The 17,565-nt window shown below is 42.6% G+C and carries 15 protein-coding genes; 10 read left to right on the forward strand and 5 right to left on the reverse strand.

The genetic code is table 11. From position 1 onward, the window contains the following. The first annotated feature begins 50 nt into the window (after positions 1 to 50). Positions 51 to 1,052 (forward strand): tRNA dihydrouridine(20/20a) synthase DusA, encoded by a 1,002-nt coding sequence (gene dusA / locus J6836_RS19955; protein ID WP_219245574.1) that lies wholly within the window; start codon positions 51 to 53, stop codon positions 1,050 to 1,052. A 153-nt stretch (positions 1,053 to 1,205) separates the two neighbouring features. Here the strand turns inward: dusA and J6836_RS19960 are convergent, their stop codons facing one another. Further along, on the reverse strand, positions 1,206 to 2,189 hold the full coding sequence (locus J6836_RS19960; RefSeq protein WP_219245575.1) for a quinone oxidoreductase: 984 nt from the start codon (positions 2,187 to 2,189) through the stop codon (positions 1,206 to 1,208). 214 nt (positions 2,190 to 2,403) lie between these two features. Between J6836_RS19960 and dnaB the strand changes: the two genes are divergently transcribed. The 3 genes from dnaB to J6836_RS19975 all read left to right on the forward strand — a co-directional run bounded on the left by dnaB (position 2,404) and on the right by J6836_RS19975 (position 6,461). After that, the gene (dnaB, locus tag J6836_RS19965; protein WP_219245576.1) at positions 2,404 to 3,816 is read left to right on the forward strand and encodes a replicative DNA helicase; all 1,413 of its coding nucleotides are present in this window, start codon (positions 2,404 to 2,406) and stop codon (positions 3,814 to 3,816) included. A gap of 265 nt (positions 3,817 to 4,081) precedes the next feature. Beyond that, positions 4,082 to 5,164, forward strand: a complete 1,083-nt coding sequence (alr, locus tag J6836_RS19970; RefSeq protein ID WP_219245577.1) for an alanine racemase — start codon at positions 4,082 to 4,084, stop codon at positions 5,162 to 5,164. A 100-nt stretch (positions 5,165 to 5,264) separates the two neighbouring features. After that, complete coding sequence (locus J6836_RS19975) at positions 5,265 to 6,461, forward strand: amino acid aminotransferase (RefSeq protein WP_206086319.1); 1,197 nt, start codon at positions 5,265 to 5,267, stop codon at positions 6,459 to 6,461. A gap of 209 nt (positions 6,462 to 6,670) precedes the next feature. On the opposite strand, the gene uvrA is transcribed toward J6836_RS19975, so the two are convergent. Then, positions 6,671 to 9,505 (reverse strand): excinuclease ABC subunit UvrA, encoded by a 2,835-nt coding sequence (uvrA, locus tag J6836_RS19980; protein WP_219245578.1) that lies wholly within the window; start codon positions 9,503 to 9,505, stop codon positions 6,671 to 6,673. A gap of 442 nt (positions 9,506 to 9,947) precedes the next feature. Between uvrA and J6836_RS19985 the strand changes: the two genes are divergently transcribed. Beyond that, positions 9,948 to 10,466 (forward strand): single-stranded DNA-binding protein, encoded by a 519-nt coding sequence (locus tag J6836_RS19985; protein WP_219245579.1) that lies wholly within the window; start codon positions 9,948 to 9,950, stop codon positions 10,464 to 10,466. Between the two features lie 258 nt (positions 10,467 to 10,724). Here the strand turns inward: J6836_RS19985 and J6836_RS19990 are convergent, their stop codons facing one another. Then, positions 10,725 to 11,132 (reverse strand): helix-turn-helix domain-containing protein, encoded by a 408-nt coding sequence (locus tag J6836_RS19990; RefSeq protein ID WP_219245580.1) that lies wholly within the window; start codon positions 11,130 to 11,132, stop codon positions 10,725 to 10,727. A 253-nt stretch (positions 11,133 to 11,385) separates the two neighbouring features. Continuing rightward, the gene (locus tag J6836_RS19995; protein ID WP_219245581.1) at positions 11,386 to 12,555 is read right to left on the reverse strand and encodes an MFS transporter; all 1,170 of its coding nucleotides are present in this window, start codon (positions 12,553 to 12,555) and stop codon (positions 11,386 to 11,388) included. Between the two features lie 336 nt (positions 12,556 to 12,891). Here J6836_RS19995 and ivbL point away from each other — a divergent pair, with 336 nt between their 5' ends. The 4 genes from ivbL to J6836_RS20015 all read left to right on the forward strand — a co-directional run bounded on the left by ivbL (position 12,892) and on the right by J6836_RS20015 (position 15,900). Beyond that, the gene (ivbL, locus tag J6836_RS20000; protein ID WP_219249565.1) at positions 12,892 to 12,981 is read left to right on the forward strand and encodes an ilvB operon leader peptide IvbL; all 90 of its coding nucleotides are present in this window, start codon (positions 12,892 to 12,894) and stop codon (positions 12,979 to 12,981) included. Between the two features lie 103 nt (positions 12,982 to 13,084). Continuing rightward, positions 13,085 to 14,782, forward strand: a complete 1,698-nt coding sequence (ilvB, locus tag J6836_RS20005; protein ID WP_219249567.1) for an acetolactate synthase large subunit — start codon at positions 13,085 to 13,087, stop codon at positions 14,780 to 14,782. 2 nt (positions 14,783 to 14,784) lie between these two features. Beyond that, positions 14,785 to 15,069 (forward strand): acetolactate synthase small subunit, encoded by a 285-nt coding sequence (gene ilvN / locus J6836_RS20010; RefSeq protein WP_047756595.1) that lies wholly within the window; start codon positions 14,785 to 14,787, stop codon positions 15,067 to 15,069. 168 nt (positions 15,070 to 15,237) lie between these two features. Next, complete coding sequence (locus J6836_RS20015) at positions 15,238 to 15,900, forward strand: hypothetical protein (protein ID WP_219245582.1); 663 nt, start codon at positions 15,238 to 15,240, stop codon at positions 15,898 to 15,900. Here the strand turns inward: J6836_RS20015 and J6836_RS20020 are convergent. Then, entirely contained in the window at positions 15,897 to 16,457 is a 561-nt protein-coding gene (locus tag J6836_RS20020; RefSeq protein ID WP_219245583.1) for a helix-turn-helix domain-containing protein, read from the reverse strand. The two genes, J6836_RS20015 and J6836_RS20020, sit on opposite strands and share 4 nt — an antisense overlap. Positions 16,458 to 16,667: 210 nt before the next feature. Between J6836_RS20020 and J6836_RS20025 the strand changes: the two genes are divergently transcribed. Beyond that, complete coding sequence (locus J6836_RS20025; RefSeq protein ID WP_219245584.1) at positions 16,668 to 17,420, forward strand: sulfite exporter TauE/SafE family protein; 753 nt, start codon at positions 16,668 to 16,670, stop codon at positions 17,418 to 17,420. Positions 17,421 to 17,565 lie beyond the last annotated feature (145 nt).

Below are 17,565 nucleotides of genomic sequence, written 5' to 3' on the forward strand. Positions count from 1 at the left end.
TGGCTCTTTATTTTTGAGCTATTCCATTGATTTTATAAAGCAAGTGAACCATGCAGCAAAATACACCAAAACAAGGTTATCAAAATTTAAACCGTTTTTCCGTTGCGCCTATGCTCGATTGGACAGACCGCCATTGCCGCTATTTCCATCGCTTATTAAGCAAAAATACCTTGTTGTACACCGAAATGGTGACAACGGGGGCTATTATCTATGGAAAGGGAAATTACCTTGCGTTTAGTGAAGAAGAGCACCCTGTTTCATTGCAACTGGGTGGCAGCGACCCTGCGGCGTTAGCCCAGTGCGCCAAGCTTGCTGAAGAGCGCGGTTACGATGAAATTAATTTAAATGTGGGTTGCCCATCTGACCGAGTGCAAAATGGCCGTTTTGGTGCGTGCTTAATGGGGGATGCGCAGTTGGTGGCGGATTGCATAAAAGCGATGCAAGACGTGGTATCCATTCCAGTGACGGTTAAAACCCGTATTGGTATTGATGAGCAAGATAGCTACGAATTTTTGTGTGATTTTATCGAAACCGTTTCTAGCAAGGGCGGCTGTGAAATGTTTATTATCCATGCGCGCAAAGCATGGTTATCTGGCCTAAGCCCAAAAGAAAATCGCGAAATCCCCCCTTTAGATTACCCCCGTGTTTACCAATTAAAGCGTGATTTTCCGCATTTAACGATGGCGATTAACGGTGGCATTAAAACGCTGGAAGAAGCAAAAGAACACCTTCAACATCTCGATGGCGTGATGGTGGGGCGCGAAGCCTATCAAAACCCGTCTATTTTAACGGCGGTTGATAACCAATTGTTTGGTGAGCACTTTCCTGTGACGAATGGTGTTGATGCCGTGCGGGCGATGTACCCGTATATTGAAAGTGAATTGTCTAAAGGCGCTTATTTAGGCCATATGACACGCCATATGTTAGGTATTTTCCAGGGCATCCCGGGGGCTCGCCAATGGCGTCGCCATCTAAGTGAAAACGCCCACAAAAAAGGTGCTGACTTAGCGGTGGTTGAGCAGGCTCTGGAGTTTGTAACTCGCGGTGAATAGCAGGTTGGATAGGTTTTGAAAATAAACTAGGAAAATCAATTCATTGATTTTCGGCGGATAACACAAAGCAGGAAAAACCACGCTTTTATCCTGCTTTGTCAACAACCTCAATGCGCCTAAATTGGCGCTTTTTTTATTTTGGCGAGATAACCATTACGGGATCAACAAACTTGATCCTTGGGTTTTTCTCGACTCAATAGTGGTGTGGGCTTTTTGCGCGTCTTTCAGGGCAAAAATTTGCGATTGCGGCACATCCACATTCACATTGCCACTTAAAATCATATCAAACAACGCGTTACTGGCTTGGTCTAGCTCAGCACGGTTCGTGACATATACCCCCAAAGATGGGCGAGTGACGTATAAACCGCCTTTTTGATTGAGAATACCCAAATTCACCCCTGTCACAGGGCCAGATGCGTTACCAAAACTGACCATCAACCCGCGGCGTTTCAGTGAATCTAAAGAAGCAAGCCATGTGGATTGACCCACAGAGTCATATGCCACACTGACTTTCTCGCCTTGCGTGATCTCTTTAACGCGCGCTGCAATGTCCTCGGTTTGGTAGTTAATCACATCCCATGCGCCAGCTTCTTTTGCACGTAATGCTTTATCCGCAGAACCCACAGTACCAATCATTTTCGCGCCCAGTGCTTTTGCCCATTGGCAGGCAATTAAGCCCACACCACCCGCAGCAGCGTGGAACAAAAACACTTCATCACGTTGGAGTTGATACGTTTGATGGAATAAATAGTAGACTGTCATTCCTTTGAGTGAGCTAGCTGCGGCTTGTTCAAAGGTAATACCATCGGGTAAGTGGGCAACAGCGTGCTCCGGTACATTGTGCACTTCGCTGTATGCACCCAGTGGGCCTTGGGCGTACACCACGCGGTCACCGGGTTTGAAACCCGTGACGTGGGCACCTGTTTTGACGACCACACCAGCCGCTTCGGTACCGAGACCACTGGGTAATTTAGCCACAGGATAGAGGCCGCTACGAACGTAGGTGTCGATAAAATTGATGCCGATTGCGCGGTTTTCGATTTGAATTTCGTTATCAGCAGGTGCGGTTGGGGAATAATCTACAAAGTTTAGAACGTCAGCGCCACCATGCTGCGCGAACTCGATACGTTTTGCCATGACAATCTCCAATAAGAACCATTCAGTTTCGTTTACAATATCAATCGTTTTACTATAACGCCATGTTTCAATCAGAAGAATTATTGGTTTGTGCTTTTTGTTGAAAACGTTAGCAGGCAATTCTCTCGCCTGAAAGCGCAAAGAAAGCCACAACAAAAATCAGATTGGCGTATACTAGAAGCTGTTCGTTAATTATAGACTTGGAAGCAAATGTATGGCTAAAAAACCCTCATCAAATTTTAAAACAGATGCCCCTCGGGACCACCAAATGGAAGGTTTGAAACTTCCACCGCACTCTCTTGAGGCGGAGCAATCTGTTTTAGGCGGTTTGATGTTGGATAACGAACGCTGGGATACCGTCTCTGAGCGGGTCACGCACGCTGACTTTTTTAGCCGTCCTCACCGCACGATTTTCTCGCAGATGCAAATATTGCTAGAGCGGGGCAAGCCGATTGACTTAATTACTTTGTCAGAATCGTTAGAGCAAGAAGGTGAGCTTGATAGTGTCGGGGGCTTTGCTTACCTAGCGGAGTTATCAAAAAACACGCCAAGTGCGGCGAACATCAATGCTTATGCGGACATCGTTCGCGAACGTGCAGTTGTGCGTGATATGATTTCTGTCGCCAATGAAATTGCGGATGCGGGTTACGACCCACAAGGGCGTAGCAGTGAAGACTTGCTGGATTTAGCGGAAAGCAAAGTTTTCCAAATCGCAGAATCACGCGCGAACAAAGATGAAGGGCCAAAAGGTATTGAAGCCATTTTGTCCGAAACCGTCGAAAAAATTGAGCAGCTCTACCAGCAACCTCATGATGGGGTTACAGGGGTTTCTACAGGTTATCAAGACCTAGATAAAAAAACAGCAGGGCTACAAGGCTCAGATTTAATTATCGTGGCAGCGCGTCCATCCATGGGTAAAACCACCTTTGCGATGAACTTGTGTGAAAATGCGGCGATGACAGAAGAAAAACCGGTGCTAATTTTCAGTTTGGAGATGCCCGGTAACCAGATCATGATGCGTATGCTCGCATCACTTTCGCGTGTTGACCAAACGCGCATTCGTACTGGCCAATTAGACGATGAAGATTGGGCGCGTATTTCCAGCACAATGGGAATTTTGATGGAAAAGCGCAACATGTACATCGATGACTCATCTGGTCTGACGCCTACAGAGGTGCGTTCCCGTGCGAGGCGTATTTACCGTGAACACGGTGGCTTAAGCCTGATCATGATTGACTACCTTCAACTAATGCGTGTTCCTTCGCTCTCTGATAACCGTACCCTTGAAATTGCCGAAATTTCACGTTCACTCAAAGCGTTAGCGAAAGAACTTAATGTGCCTGTAGTGGCGTTATCACAGCTTAACCGTAGCCTTGAGCAACGTGCAGATAAACGCCCAGTTAACTCCGACTTGCGTGAATCGGGGTCTATCGAGCAGGATGCGGACTTAATTATGTTTATCTACCGTGATGAGGTTTACCACGATAACAGCGAGCTCAAAGGGGTTGCGGAGATTATTTTAGGTAAGCAACGTAACGGGCCGATTGGTACGGTAAGGTTGACGTTTAACGGGCAGTGGTCGCGCTTTGATAACTACGCGGGGCCTGCGTATAACGACGAAGACTAAATACTCGTCATATTTTGCGCTGTCGCGGTGTTGGCCGCACTCAGCTACGCGGGTCACATACTTGTGTATGCTCCCCGCGATATCTTCGTTTGCCGCCTAGCGACAACCCAAACTATTTAGAGTATTAAATTAAATGATCCATAAAAATAAAAAAACTATCGAATGGAAATTGGTATTTTTTAGCGTATAACAAATAGAGAATATATTGAGCTGCCAATGGCAGCTTAATTTTTGGCCAAATTAGAGAGAAACAAACGAGGGGATCATGAAAGCGGCAACCGCATTGATAAACCGCCGCGCTCTGCGACACAACTTGCAACGGGTGAAAGAAATTGCCCCTAATAGCCAACTGATTGCAGTTGTTAAAGCAAACGCTTATGGTCATGGGTTAGTTGGAGTGGGAAGTGCAGTGGAAACGCTGGTAGATGGCTTTGGTGTGGCAAGGTTGAATGAGGCATTGCTACTGCGCCAACATGGTGTCAAAAAACCAGTCGTCTTATTGGAAGGTTTTTTTGAGCAAGCAGACCTTGAGTTGATGGCGGCGCATAAAATTGACACCGTTATTCACTGCGTTGAACAGCTTGAAATGCTTGAAACGGCTAAGTTACCGCATTCCCTCAAAGTTTGGATGAAGTTGGATACAGGGATGCACCGCCTTGGCGTATTGCCAAAAGACGCTGAAGCTTTTTATCAACGCCTACAGCGCAGTGAAAATGTTGAATTGCCAATTAATATTGTCAGCCACTTCTGCCAAGCAGATGCGCCACACTTACCAACCACTCAGCACCAAATAGACTGCTTCAAACAGTTTATTGCGGGCAAAGAGGGTGAAAAATCCATTGCGGCATCCGCAGGTATCCTATTATGGCCTGAAGCTCACTATGACTGGGTTCGTCCCGGGATCATGATGTACGGTGCTTCACCTCAAGAAGGAAAAAGTGCGGCAGATTTCGGTTTACAGCCAGTCATGACTTTAAAATCCACCTTAATCGCTGTGAGAGAACATTCAGCAGGCCAATGTGTTGGCTATGGTGAAACGTGGTGTAGTGAGAAAGATACTCGCCTTGGGGTTGTTGCCATTGGTTATGGGGATGGCTATCCTCGTAATGTGCCATCAGGGACACCAGTATTAATTAATGGGCGAAAAGTGCCGATTATTGGCCGTATTTCGATGGATATGACCGTCGTGGATTTAGGGTTAAATGCCACCGATAAAGTGGGGGATGACGTGGTTTTATGGGGTAATGGACTGCCAGTTGAAGAAATTGCCGCACAAACAGGCATTATCAACTATGAGCTACTCACCAAATTGACCTCACGTGTTGCAATGGAATATGTAGACGAATAGTCAACAAAGGGTTATTTTCAAGTAACAACGTAATAACCACGCTGAATAACGTAATGAGCGCTGACATCATAAGCGCCAAATAATGATTAGGAGATGTCCTGTGTTTGAACATGTTGATGCTTATCCGGGCGACCCAATTCTGTCGTTAATGGATGAATTTAATAAAGACACTCGCGATAACAAAATTAATTTGAGTATTGGTCTTTACTACGATGGCGAAGGTAAAACACCTGAGCTGGCAACGGTGGGTACCGCTAAAGCGTCACTCAACAAGTTACCAGCAAGTGCCTCTTTGTATTTGCCAATGGAAGGTTTAAAAGATTACCGTCTTGAACTGCAAAAATTGGTATTTGGTGAGGATTGCCCGCTGATTGCACAAGAGCGTATTGCAACAGTGCAAACCATTGGTGGCTCAGGTGCATTAAAAATCGGCGCAGATTTCTTACATCAATACTATCCTGACTCAGAAGTTTGGTGCAGTGACCCAACGTGGGAAAACCATGCCTCTATTTTCTCAGGTGCGGGCACAAAAGTTCATTATTACCCATACTTTGATGAAAAAACTAAAGGTGTTAAATTCGATGAAATGCTCGCAACATTCAAGAAATTGCCTGCAAATAGCATCATTTTAATGCACCCATGCTGCCATAACCCAACAGGTTCTGACTTAACGCCAGCACAGTGGGATGAAGTCACGAAAGTGGCAATTGAACACAAACTTATCCCATTCTTAGACATTGCTTACCAAGGTTTTGCCGAAGGTATCAATGAAGATGCTTATGCGATTAGAGCGATGGTTAAAGCAGGCTTAACCGTATTTGTCAGCAATTCATTCTCTAAAATCTTTGGTATCTATGGCGAACGTGCAGGTGGGTTATCGGTTATTTGTGAAAATACTGATGAGCGTGACCGCGTATTAGGCCAGCTTAAAGCGGGTGTGCGCCGTTTATATTCAAGCCCTCCATCTAATGGGGCAAAAATTGTGGCTGCGGTACTGACCAACAGCGCAGAAAAAGCGAAATGGTTAGCAGAAGTGGAAGAAATGCGTTTACGTATTTTAGACATGCGTACTGTGCTGGTGGATGAGCTGAAAAAAGCATTACCAACCAAAAACTTCGACCATTTATTGAAACAGCGCGGAATGTTCAGTTATACCGGTTTCACTAAAGAACAAGTCGCTCGCCTAAAAGACGAATTTGCAGTGTATTTAGTGGGCACAGGCCGTGTATGTATGGCTGGTGTCAACCGTCACAATGTAAAACGTATCGTTGAGGCATTTGCTGCAGTTAGCCAGTAATGATCTGCTAATTGAATACGTTATCAATAAATGAAACGCAGGTTAAGGCCTGCGTTTTTTTATGTCTAAGATCGCGGTTGGCGCTATACCTTTTGAGTATTGGCTCACATGAAAATTATGATGAAAAACAAAAGAAGTAGACAAAAAGTAATTTAAAATTAACCAAGTAAAAAGGAAGCCACTAATGACTTCCTTTTTGTTATTTTGTTTTAATAACCGCGTTCTAAAATGGTTTTTAAGAACCTTGAAGTATGGGATTTCTCACACTCAGCCACTTCTTCTGGTGTACCTGCAATGAGAATTTCACCACCGCCACTACCCCCTTCAGGGCCTAGATCGACAATCCAGTCTGCTGTTTTAATCACATCAAGGTTATGTTCAATGACCACAATGGTGTTGCCTTGGTCACGTAACTGATGCAGTACGACTAAAAGCTGTTGGATATCAGCAAAGTGCAGGCCTGTCGTTGGCTCATCTAAAATATAAATAGTTTGCCCAGTACCGCGTTTGGAGAGCTCTTTCGCCAGCTTAACGCGCTGTGCTTCACCGCCTGATAACGTGGTCGCTGATTGGCCAAGACGAATATAGGATAAACCCACATCCATCAAGGTTTGCAGCTTACGAGCAAGGGCAGGAACCGCATCAAAGAACTCACGAGATTCTTCGATAGTCATGTCGAGAACTTCATGAATGCTCTTACCTTTGTATTTGATTTCCAAGGTTTCGCGGTTATAACGTTTGCCTTTACATTGGTCACACGGTACGTAGACGTCAGGCAAGAAGTGCATCTCAACTTTGATAACGCCATCACCCTGACAGGCCTCACAGCGCCCACCTTTCACGTTGAAGCTAAAACGACCCGGGTTATAACCACGAGTACGGGACTCTGGTACCCCTGCAAATAATTCACGAACTGGCGTAAACACACCGGTATAAGTCGCAGGGTTAGAACGCGGTGTTCGCCCGATTGGGCTTTGGTCTATATCGATGACTTTATCGAAATGTTCCAAGCCTTCAACATCCAAATAAGGCGCAGGGGTAATGGTGGTTGCCCCATTGAGTTGGCGCTGGGCAATTGGGAATAATGTGTCGTTAATCAGTGTCGATTTCCCTGAGCCAGATACGCCCGTAATACAAGTAAATAACCCGACTGGCACTTTTAAAGTCACATTTTTCAGGTTGTTACCTTTTGCGCCAAACACCGTGAGCATTTTGTCCTTATTGACAGGAACACGCTGTTTCGGAATTTCAATTCGACGTTCACCACTTAAGAACTTACCTGTTAAGGAATCTGGGTTAGCCACGATATCTTCTAATGTACCTTGAGCGACAATTTGGCCACCATGTACACCAGCACCTGGGCCGATATCAATCACATGATCAGCAGCGCGAATGGCGTCTTCATCGTGCTCTACGACGATCACTGTATTACCTAAATCACGTAGGTGGATCAAGGTTTCTAATAGTCGATCATTATCCCGTTGATGCAGACCAATAGAAGGCTCATCAAGCACATACATTACACCCACTAAGCCTGCACCAATTTGGCTAGCAAGGCGAATACGCTGGGCTTCACCACCTGACAAGGTATCGGCAGAGCGTGACAAACTTAAGTAGTTTAAGCCAACGTTAACTAAGAATTTAAGGCGGTCACCAATTTCTTTCAGCACTTTTTCAGCAATTTGCGCGCGTTGCCCACTGAGTTTTAAATTTTGGAAAAACTCCATGGCATGGCCGATGCTGTAATCCGCGATTTCAGGTAACGTGGTGTTTTCAACAAATACAAAACGCGCTTCTTTACGTAAACGCGTTCCATTACAGGAAACACAAGGGCGGTTACTGATGTATTTCGCCAGTTCTTCACGAACGGCAGTGGATTCCGTTTCTTTATAACGGCGCTCCATATTATTGAGTACACCTTCGAATGGATGGCGGCGAACGGTAATATCCCCGCGATCATTACGATATTTAAACTCAATGGTTTCTTTGCCTGAACCGTACAAAATAATTTTTTGCACCGCAGGGCTGAGTGAATCATAAGGGGCTTCGACATCAAACTTATAGTGCTCAGCCAATGACATCAGCATCTGGAAATAATAAAAATTACGGCGATCCCAACCACGAATAGCACCACCAGCTAAAGAGATTTCGGTGTTTTGCAGTACGCGCTCAGGGTCAAAAAATTGTTGGACCCCTAAGCCATCACAGCTTGGGCAAGCCCCTGCCGGGTTATTAAAGGAAAACAGGCGTGGTTCTAATTCCACCATGCTATAGCCACAAACGGAGCACGCGAAATTAGCGGAGAAGACCAGCTCTTCTGCTTGCGGGTCGTCCATATCGGCAACAACGGCGGTGCCGCCGGAGAGCTCTAGCGCGGTTTCAAATGACTCAGCTAAACGCTGAGCAATGTCATCGCGGATTTTAAAACGATCAACCACGACTTCAATGGTGTGCTTTTTCTGTAATTCGAGTTTAGGGGGATCAGAAAGATCGCAAACTTCCCCATCAATTCGCGCACGGATATAGCCTTGGCTCGCTAAGTTATCGAGTAATTTAACGTGCTCTCCTTTACGTTCTTTGACGACAGGGGCAAGCAACATCATTCGGCGATCGGTTGGCTGCGCTAAAACATTATCAACCATTTGGCTAACGGTTTGTGCCGCTAATGGAATATCGTGATCAGGGCAACGAGGCTCACCAACCCGCGCAAACAATAACCGCAGGTAGTCATGAATTTCAGTGATGGTTCCCACGGTAGAACGCGGGTTATGTGAAGTGGATTTTTGTTCAATCGAAATCGCAGGAGATAGCCCTTCAATATGGTCTACGTCAGGCTTTTCCATTAAAGACAGAAACTGCCGAGCGTAGGCTGATAGAGACTCAACATACCGGCGCTGACCCTCTGCATATAGGGTGTCAAAGGCTAAAGACGATTTTCCTGAGCCAGATAAACCCGTGATAACAATCAGTTTGTCACGAGGAATAATGAGGTTGATGTTCTTCAGATTATGCGTGCGTGCGCCGCGGACTTCGATATTATCCATTTACCACTTCCCGGATGATTTGATATTGAACAATCGCAAGCGATCATTATCACATAATTTTCCCTGAATGGATATACAGTAGTCGTTATATTTTCCTACTCGTCATATTTCAACCCACAGCGGTGTTGGCTGCGCTCAGCTACGCAGGTCTATGCTCCCTGCGATATCTTTGCTTGCCGCCTAGCTGTGAATTGAACTATTTAGAGTAGGACGTTTTAATGATGAAATTGGAAAACAAAAGCCAGAATTTATCGAAAAGATAGATGCGGTATGTATTATTTTGTGTCTATACTGGCAAAAGCACTATGAAATTTAACTAAAAGCTGGAAAGCGTTCCGCAAGTTTAATAGCGCAATTTCAATTGTTGGTGCAAATCGGCTCGGTCGTTGGTAAACTTCACGGCTAATCCAGAGATTAAAATTCAATGCATCAGGAGTAATAAATGGCCAGCAGAGGCGTAAATAAAGTAATTCTTATCGGTAACCTAGGGCAAGATCCTGAAATCCGTTATATGCCTAACGGCGGAGCGGTGGCAAACCTGACTCTGGCAACTTCTGAAAGCTGGCGCGACAAGCAAACTAACGAGATGCGCGAAAAAACAGAATGGCATCGCGTGGTAATTTTCGGCAAATTAGCTGAAGTTGCAGGTGAATACCTGAAAAAAGGATCACAAGTCTATATCGAAGGTTCTTTGCAAACACGTAAATGGCAAGACCAAAGTGGTCAAGATCGCTACACAACCGAAGTGGTTGTGAACATTGGCGGTTCAATGCAAATGTTAGGTGGTCGCGGCGGTGATGCACCATCACAAAGTCAGGGTGGTCAAGGTGGTTGGGGTCAACCTCAGCAACCACAGGCGGCACAACAATTCAGTGGCGGCGGCGCACCAGCACGCTCACAAGCACCAGCTCCACAAACTAATGAACCGCCAATGGATTTCGATGACGATATTCCATTCTAATTCGTTACTGTAATAAATTAATAATATTAAAGGCTTCCTAGAGAGGCCTTTATTTTATCTGAAAATTATATTTAAAATATTAACTGATAATAAAGTTTTTTATTAAGATAATAAAATAAAAAAAATTTAAAACCTTAAGGGATTATTAAATTTGTTTTTTATAAATAATAAAAAAGCCCCAGCAATTAACTTACGTGGGGCTTTGTATTGAAGGTGGAATAAAAAGGTTAAATACAAAATGTGTTTTCATATTGCGTATCAGGCTACTTTGGGTTCCAGTAGTAAAGGGTCATTTTGACTTTCACCGGAAATTCGGTAGATTGACGGCGATGTGCCTAAATAAGCACGGAATCGCTTTGCAAAGGATTGTTGGGAGTCAAATTGGTATTTTAATGCAATATCAATTACTTGTAGTTCTGTGGTGCAGAGGTCTTTTGCTGCTTCACAAATCCGTCTTCGGCGAATATATTCACCTAAGGGCATACCAACAACCTTACGAAATACTCTTTGTAAATGCCATTTTGTATATCCAGATTTTAGTGCTATGTCATCCAGTAATAGGCGACTAGTTAAGTTCATTTCAATCCAAACGATTATTTCATTAACAACTGTAGATTGAAATTCTGTGTATTTCCCATTATAGGGAACAGGGATTTCTTTATACATAATGTTTTTCCTACGAGTTACTTTTTAATCATATCCCTCATTAAGTAAACCGCCAATAAATAAATACTAAACAAGTGCAAATACAGGCTGTTAATTTGTTAAATGGCATTAATAGCGAATTTAAATTAATCTTTAACCAGTAGTGTTTGCCTTAAGATAATATATTTATCAATAAACGCGTAAATGAGTAATAATTGAGCTTCGATCTTACGGTAAACAAGATAATGATAAGGATCGAAGCTGTTTATGTTGATCAGTGCGCTGGAATGTATTTTTTGAGGCCCCAAAAACCGATCAAGATAGCGGCTGAAATCACAATGGATAACATATTCATTACTTGCCATCCTAAGGTGAAAAAGAGTACGCCAGCTCCTAAACTACCGACACCACCAAAAAAGTAGATTAGAAAATCGGTCATTCCTTGCACTTTTGCTCTTTCATGCGCTTCATAGCTGTGTGGCAGTAAATTAGTTGTGCTGATTAAAATTAAATTCCAAGCCACGCCAACAAAAATACCAGATAACAAATAGTGATAAAAATCATTACCCAATAAGTTCATCACCGTAGATAAAATTAATAAAATAATGCCACATAAAATAATGCGTTTTGCCCCTAAATGGTGAATTAATGTTCCTGTAAAAAATGAGGGGGCAAACATACCCAATACATGAAACTGAAACACAATTGCAATTGATGAAAATGGAAAATCATGTTGCTTCATCGATAGTGGAATAGAAGCAAAAGTAAAGACAACAATGGCATAACCAATGGCACTAACAATCGCGATTAATTTCAGTATTAGCTGTGAATACAATGCCTTATAACTTCGTTTTATTACGTTTTCATCGTGTGGTGCTTTCACCACTTTTTTCAGGGGCACGATGAGCAATAAAATAAATGCGATAACATAAATACCCGCTAATGTGATGAAAGGGCCTGCAAACGGATACTTTGCAAAAAATCCTTGAGTCGTAATAGCCAGTGTTGGGCCAATTAAGGCAGCGGCAATACCGCCACTCATCACAAGGCCAATAGCTTTCGCTCGTAGGGAAACCGGGGCTTCTTCGATAGCGGCAAAACGAAATTGTTGTGCAGTTCCAATCGCAATGCCGGTGAAAAATAAGCCGACAGAGAAATAGAATAAATTACTTTCTAAAACACCAATAATGGACAAGCCTGCACCAATTAGCCCGCCAATATTCCCGATAATAAACCCAATTCTTCTCGAATATTTTTGCATCAAAAAGGCAATGGGAATTGTTGCCAGTATTAAGCCAACATACTGACTTAAAAGGGGAATTGTTGCATATTTTGGTTCGGTTGCGAGGTTCTCGCCAATGACCACGGCAACTGACAGAACAATGGCATTCCCTGTGATAAATAATGCAAGCGTAGTGGCTAGCCACCAGACAGACCTTGGCATAGAAACCTCTTTCTTATAAAAGTAATAAAATCAATTCATTATGTGTTATTTCTGTTTGAGTATTGATACTCTGAGCCGCTATGCTACAACTTCAAGCTGACTTGAAGTCAAGGGATAAATAAGCCTTAGCGCAATAGTCGATAAAACTTAATTTTGGCTAAAATTAAGTTAATAGCGCTGATTTTATTGAGTGTGATGATGCTCGCATTTAAGAGGGATGGGGGCTGAAAAACGAAAAAATGATTGTCAGGATAAAAAAATTATGTTTTCTTAAAGGGAGTTAAGAAAACAACGAACAATTAAACAGACAGACTAAAACAGGAAAAACCCGTGAACATGACTTTTAATCACTCAAACCTACTACTAACCGCGCCACGTGCTGCGGTGGTCGTGCGTGTGGTGGTGGTCGTGGGCTTAGCGCCGTAACGGGTACAAATCAACGCAGATTTAGAAACCCCGCCGGCGCAAACCGAGCGGGGTTTTTTATTCACTCTCGCTCAAATCCGCAGGCTAGCAAAGGATAATTATGATGAGCGAATCGGGCAACACATCACCACAGAAAACCCGTTATACGGGCGCAGAATTAATAGTATATTTACTGGAAAAACATGGTATTACCACTGTTTCGGGTATTCCTGGCGGCGCTGCTTTGCCTTTTTACGACGCACTAGGAAAAAGTAAAAAAATTCGCCATATTCTTGCTCGTCATGAGCAAGGAGCTGGGTTTATTGCCCAAGGCATTGCTCGTACAACAGGTAAAGCTGCGGTGTGTATTTCGTCGAGTGGCCCTGGGGCAACCAATTTAGTGACCGCCATTGCCGACGCAAAATTAGATTCTATCCCGTTGGTTTGTATTACTGCACAGGTACCCTCTTCAATGATAGGGACAGATGCGTTCCAAGAAGTTGATACTTATGGTATTTCTATTCCAGTGACCAAACATAATTTCTTGGTTCGCAGCATAAATGATTTGCCGCAGGTGATTTGTGATGCTTTTCGTATTGCTGAATCAGGTCGTCCGGGGCCAGTTTGGATTGATATACCGAAAGATGTTCAAACCGCGACCATAGAATTAACTGAGATACCTGAAGTTTTACCGAAAGATAAAGCGCCAACATTTGATATGGAAAAAGTGATCCAAGCGGCGCAGATGATTAACGAAGCCAAACGTCCAGTGTTGTATTTTGGTGGTGGTGTAATCAGCTCTGCATCGACAGAAACGGCGATTGCATTTGCGGAAAAAGCCTCTTTGCCTACAACCATGACTTTAATGGCATTGGGTACTGTCCCTATGCGACATCCATTGTACTTAGGGATGCTTGGGATGCATGCCGCAGCAAGTACCAATATGGTGATGGAAGAATCGGATTTACTGATTGTTATTGGGGCTCGTTTTGACGATAGAGCCATCGGAAAAGCCGAAAAATTTTGCCCTAATGCCAAAATTATTCACGTTGATATCGATAAAGCGGAAATCAGTAAAATTAAGCGCCCAGACATTGCTATCCATGCAGACGCAGGGCAAATTTTAGAATTATTGCTGCCATTGGTTGAGCGAAATACGCGAAGTGAATGGATCAAACGAGTTGATGAGCTAAAAGAAAAATACCCATTAAACTTGAGTGAAGCAGATAACCCATTAAACCACTATGGGCTGGTGTTAGCAGCCGCCCGTGCTGCGGGTGAAGATGCCATTGTCACGACAGATGTTGGCCAGCATCAAATGTGGGCTGCGCAGGTATATCCGTTATCTCGTCCCCGCCAATGGCTGACTTCAGGCGGCTTAGGGACGATGGGCTTTGGTTTACCTGCTGCGATTGGTGCTGCCTTGGCTGAACCTGAAAAAACCATCGTTTGTTTTTCTGGTGATGGCAGCCTAATGATGAATATTCAGGAATTAGCAACAGCAGCTGAGCACCAATTAAATATCAAAATTGTTTTGATGAATAACCAAGCGCTGGGTATGGTTCATCAGCAACAAGATTTATTTTTTGAAAATCGCATATTTGCTGCAGCTTATCCGTACCAAACTGACTTTATTAAGATAGCGGCAGGGTTTGGTTTACAAACCTGTGATTTGAATAATGAGGCAGACCCTGCAATGGCGCTGGAAGCTGTAATGAATACCAAAGGCCCTTGTTTAATTCATGCCCTGATCGATGTGAATCAGAAGGTATATCCAATGGTTCCACCGGGTGCCGCTAATATTGATATGATTGGAGCGTAATTATGGTACTTGAACATCACCCAATTGCTTTAGAGTTAATTGTTCGTAACCATCCCGGGGTTATGTCACATATTTGTGGCCTGTTTGCGCGCCGAGCATTTAACGTAGATGGTATTCTTTGTATGCCAATTAAGGATAAAGACGAGAGTCGCATTTGGTTATTAGTCCAAAAAGACGAACGCTTATCACAAATGATTAACCAAGTTGAAAAGCTTGAAGATGTTAGGGAAGTTCGCTTTAGCGATAACCTACAGCTGTTTGAAACAATGCAAAATTATTTGCAGTAATTCTTAAGCTTAGATTATTCAAATAAGCTCATACTTTGGTATGGGCTTATTTTTTAGCCTAAGAATGTTAATTTTGTGGTTTCTTAAAACGAACGATAGTGATATAAGATTAAAAGATAAATAAAAAGTTTCTAAGTTTACAATGAAAAATAAAAGGAACAAAAAGCGATGCAAAACAATATCTATCTTTCAAATACCTATCAATATGAAGTAGAAACAAAGCTAGTTAATCAGGGGCATGATGACGAGGGGAGCTGGGTCGCGCTTGAGGAGAATATTTTCCATCCTCAAGGTGGCGGTCAACCTGCGGACACTGCTTGGGTTAATGAGTTTTCTGTTCGGATTAAGAAACACTTGAATGGGTTGATTGTTGCTTATTTACCTGAAGGTGCCACTTTCAATACTGAAGACAGGGTTATTGCGAAAGTGGATAGCGAGAAACGCCAACGTTATGCAGCACTCCATACTGCGGGGCATTTATTGAACTGGGAATTGCGGCGTTTTGGCTGGATGGCACAAAAAGGGCATCACTTCCCAGATGAATCCAGAGTGGAATTTACCATGATGGAAAATCAGGTAACGCCTTTTGAAGAGCTTGATAGCGCGAAAATTGAAGGCATCATTAATGAAAGCTTACAGAGTGCTCGCAAGGTTGATATAAAGCAAAATGGCGAAATGCGAATAAGTTATATCGACCAAACGGAAGAGATGCCATGCGGAGGAACGCATGTTGCTTCATTAGATAGCATTTGCCATTTTTCAATTAAGTCGATGAAATTTAAAAAAGGAACTTTACGTATCAGCTATGATGCACAGCATGCGATTGCTTAAACACCGTCACTGATATGTGAGTATGTCATCACGACAGTTGCTTGAAGTTCACCGTCCATACATAAATAGGTATGGGGAAAATCGCCGCTAAATGCATAAAAATCCCCTGCTTCTAAAACAACATTTTGCTCGTTGTTTAAGCGTAACATGAGTGAACCTGAATTAACCATAATATGTTCATGGGTTCCCGTCATGTGAGCAGGGCTATTAATAATTGCCCCTCGTTTCATTGTTAATTGCCAGATTTCTGAGATATTACCCATGCTGATGCGGAATTTAAATTGTTGGGAGTATTCATCTTCATCACTTGGCATGGATTTTACTAAATAAGGGTAGGTCTCATATTGTCGTGTGAATAAATCACTCAAGGGGAACCGCAGTGCAATAGCGATAGATTCTAGTGTGTCAATGCGTGGGTTTGAATCACCAGATTCAAGTTTCGATAGTGCTGCTTTCGATATACCTGAAAGACGAGAAAGTTCGTTAAGCGAAAGATTTCTCGCCTGTCGGAGTAAACGAACTTTTTGGCCGATTTTTATATTAATTTTTTTTTCCATGTTACGCCTTTCTCTGAACAGTGGTTTATCGTGTTAATTCTACATCACTCAGAGAATCAAATCACATATTCTTAGTTGTCCATCTTATTTCAATGCGCTATTTGTTTTTTTGATAGAGATTTGAATTTTAAAAAATTAAAAAATAAAGCTATTTAAGAAATACAATAAAAACTATAGTTTGAGTGTTAAAAATTTTCGGAGTTAAGTACTATGCCGTTTGAATTATTCTCACCAGAAATGGCGATTTGTTTTGCGACATTGTTGTTTGCCTATATTGTTTTTGGAATGGCGGGGTTCGGCTCTGCTCTCATTGCTACACCTGTATTAGCAATGTATTTACCATTGAATATGATTGTTCCTATTTTGGCTTTAATTGATTTAACAGCAGCTGTATTAAATTTATTTAAAGATGGAAAAAATGCAGATTATCAGGAAATAAAATGGATAATTCCACTCATGGTAGTGGGAAGTTTAATTGGTGCTGCCATTTTATTAAAAACACGGCCGGATATTTTAGTTTTATTGTTAGGGGTTTTTGTTATTGGTTACGTATTAAATGCTTTTTTTTCAAAAAAAGCCCAAAAACCCTTTTCAAAAGCACTGGTTGTCCCTTTTAGCCTGATTGGGGGGATTTTTAGTGCGTTATTTGGCAGTGGTGGTTTTATTTATGCGATGTATTTATCAAGCCGTATTGAAGATAAACAGCGTTTTCGTATTACCCAAATGACTTTAATTGGCTTTAGTACACTAACCCGAGTGGTGATTTTCTTAGTTATGGGGGTGTATCTTAATCTTGATATTTTATTGATTGCGTTAGCGTTTTGCCCCGCAATGTTGATTGGAACTTGGGTGGGAAGGCATATTACATTAAAAGTCTCTCGTGAAGCTTTTTTGAAAATTATTAATCTTGTTATTTTAGTTTCAGGTATTGCCTTGTTATATCGATATTTCTTTGTTCTTTAATTATAAATTTTTCGTAAAGAAGAAGATTTATTTTATAAAGATAAATAGCGGAATATAAGCAGCATGCTACAATCACCGCTGGCATTATTGGGAGCATCGGTAATGCGGCGGTTTTTTATATTATTAATAATTAATTTTATGGAGT

Origin of the sequence: Providencia sp. R33 (assembly GCF_019343475.1) — a bacterium.
Classification (GTDB): Bacteria; Pseudomonadota; Gammaproteobacteria; order Enterobacterales; family Enterobacteriaceae; genus Providencia.

Coding starts and splice junctions, on each gene's coding strand:
- dusA (WP_219245574.1), top strand. CDS start 51: ATGCAGCAAAATACACCAAAACAAGGTTATCAAAATTTAAACCGTTTT.
- J6836_RS19960 (WP_219245575.1), bottom strand. CDS start 2,189: ATGGCAAAACGTATCGAGTTCGCGCAGCATGGTGGCGCTGACGTTCTA.
- dnaB (WP_219245576.1), top strand. CDS start 2,404: ATGGCTAAAAAACCCTCATCAAATTTTAAAACAGATGCCCCTCGGGAC.
- alr (WP_219245577.1), top strand. CDS start 4,082: ATGAAAGCGGCAACCGCATTGATAAACCGCCGCGCTCTGCGACACAAC.
- uvrA (WP_219245578.1), bottom strand. CDS start 9,505: ATGGATAATATCGAAGTCCGCGGCGCACGCACGCATAATCTGAAGAAC.
- J6836_RS19985 (WP_219245579.1), top strand. CDS start 9,948: ATGGCCAGCAGAGGCGTAAATAAAGTAATTCTTATCGGTAACCTAGGG.
- J6836_RS19990 (WP_219245580.1), bottom strand. CDS start 11,132: ATGTATAAAGAAATCCCTGTTCCCTATAATGGGAAATACACAGAATTT.
- J6836_RS19995 (WP_219245581.1), bottom strand. CDS start 12,555: ATGCCAAGGTCTGTCTGGTGGCTAGCCACTACGCTTGCATTATTTATC.
- ivbL (WP_219249565.1), top strand. CDS start 12,892: ATGACTTTTAATCACTCAAACCTACTACTAACCGCGCCACGTGCTGCG.
- ilvB (WP_219249567.1), top strand. CDS start 13,085: ATGAGCGAATCGGGCAACACATCACCACAGAAAACCCGTTATACGGGC.
- ilvN (WP_047756595.1), top strand. CDS start 14,785: ATGGTACTTGAACATCACCCAATTGCTTTAGAGTTAATTGTTCGTAAC.
- J6836_RS20015 (WP_219245582.1), top strand. CDS start 15,238: ATGCAAAACAATATCTATCTTTCAAATACCTATCAATATGAAGTAGAA.
- J6836_RS20020 (WP_219245583.1), bottom strand. CDS start 16,457: ATGGAAAAAAAAATTAATATAAAAATCGGCCAAAAAGTTCGTTTACTC.
- J6836_RS20025 (WP_219245584.1), top strand. CDS start 16,668: ATGCCGTTTGAATTATTCTCACCAGAAATGGCGATTTGTTTTGCGACA.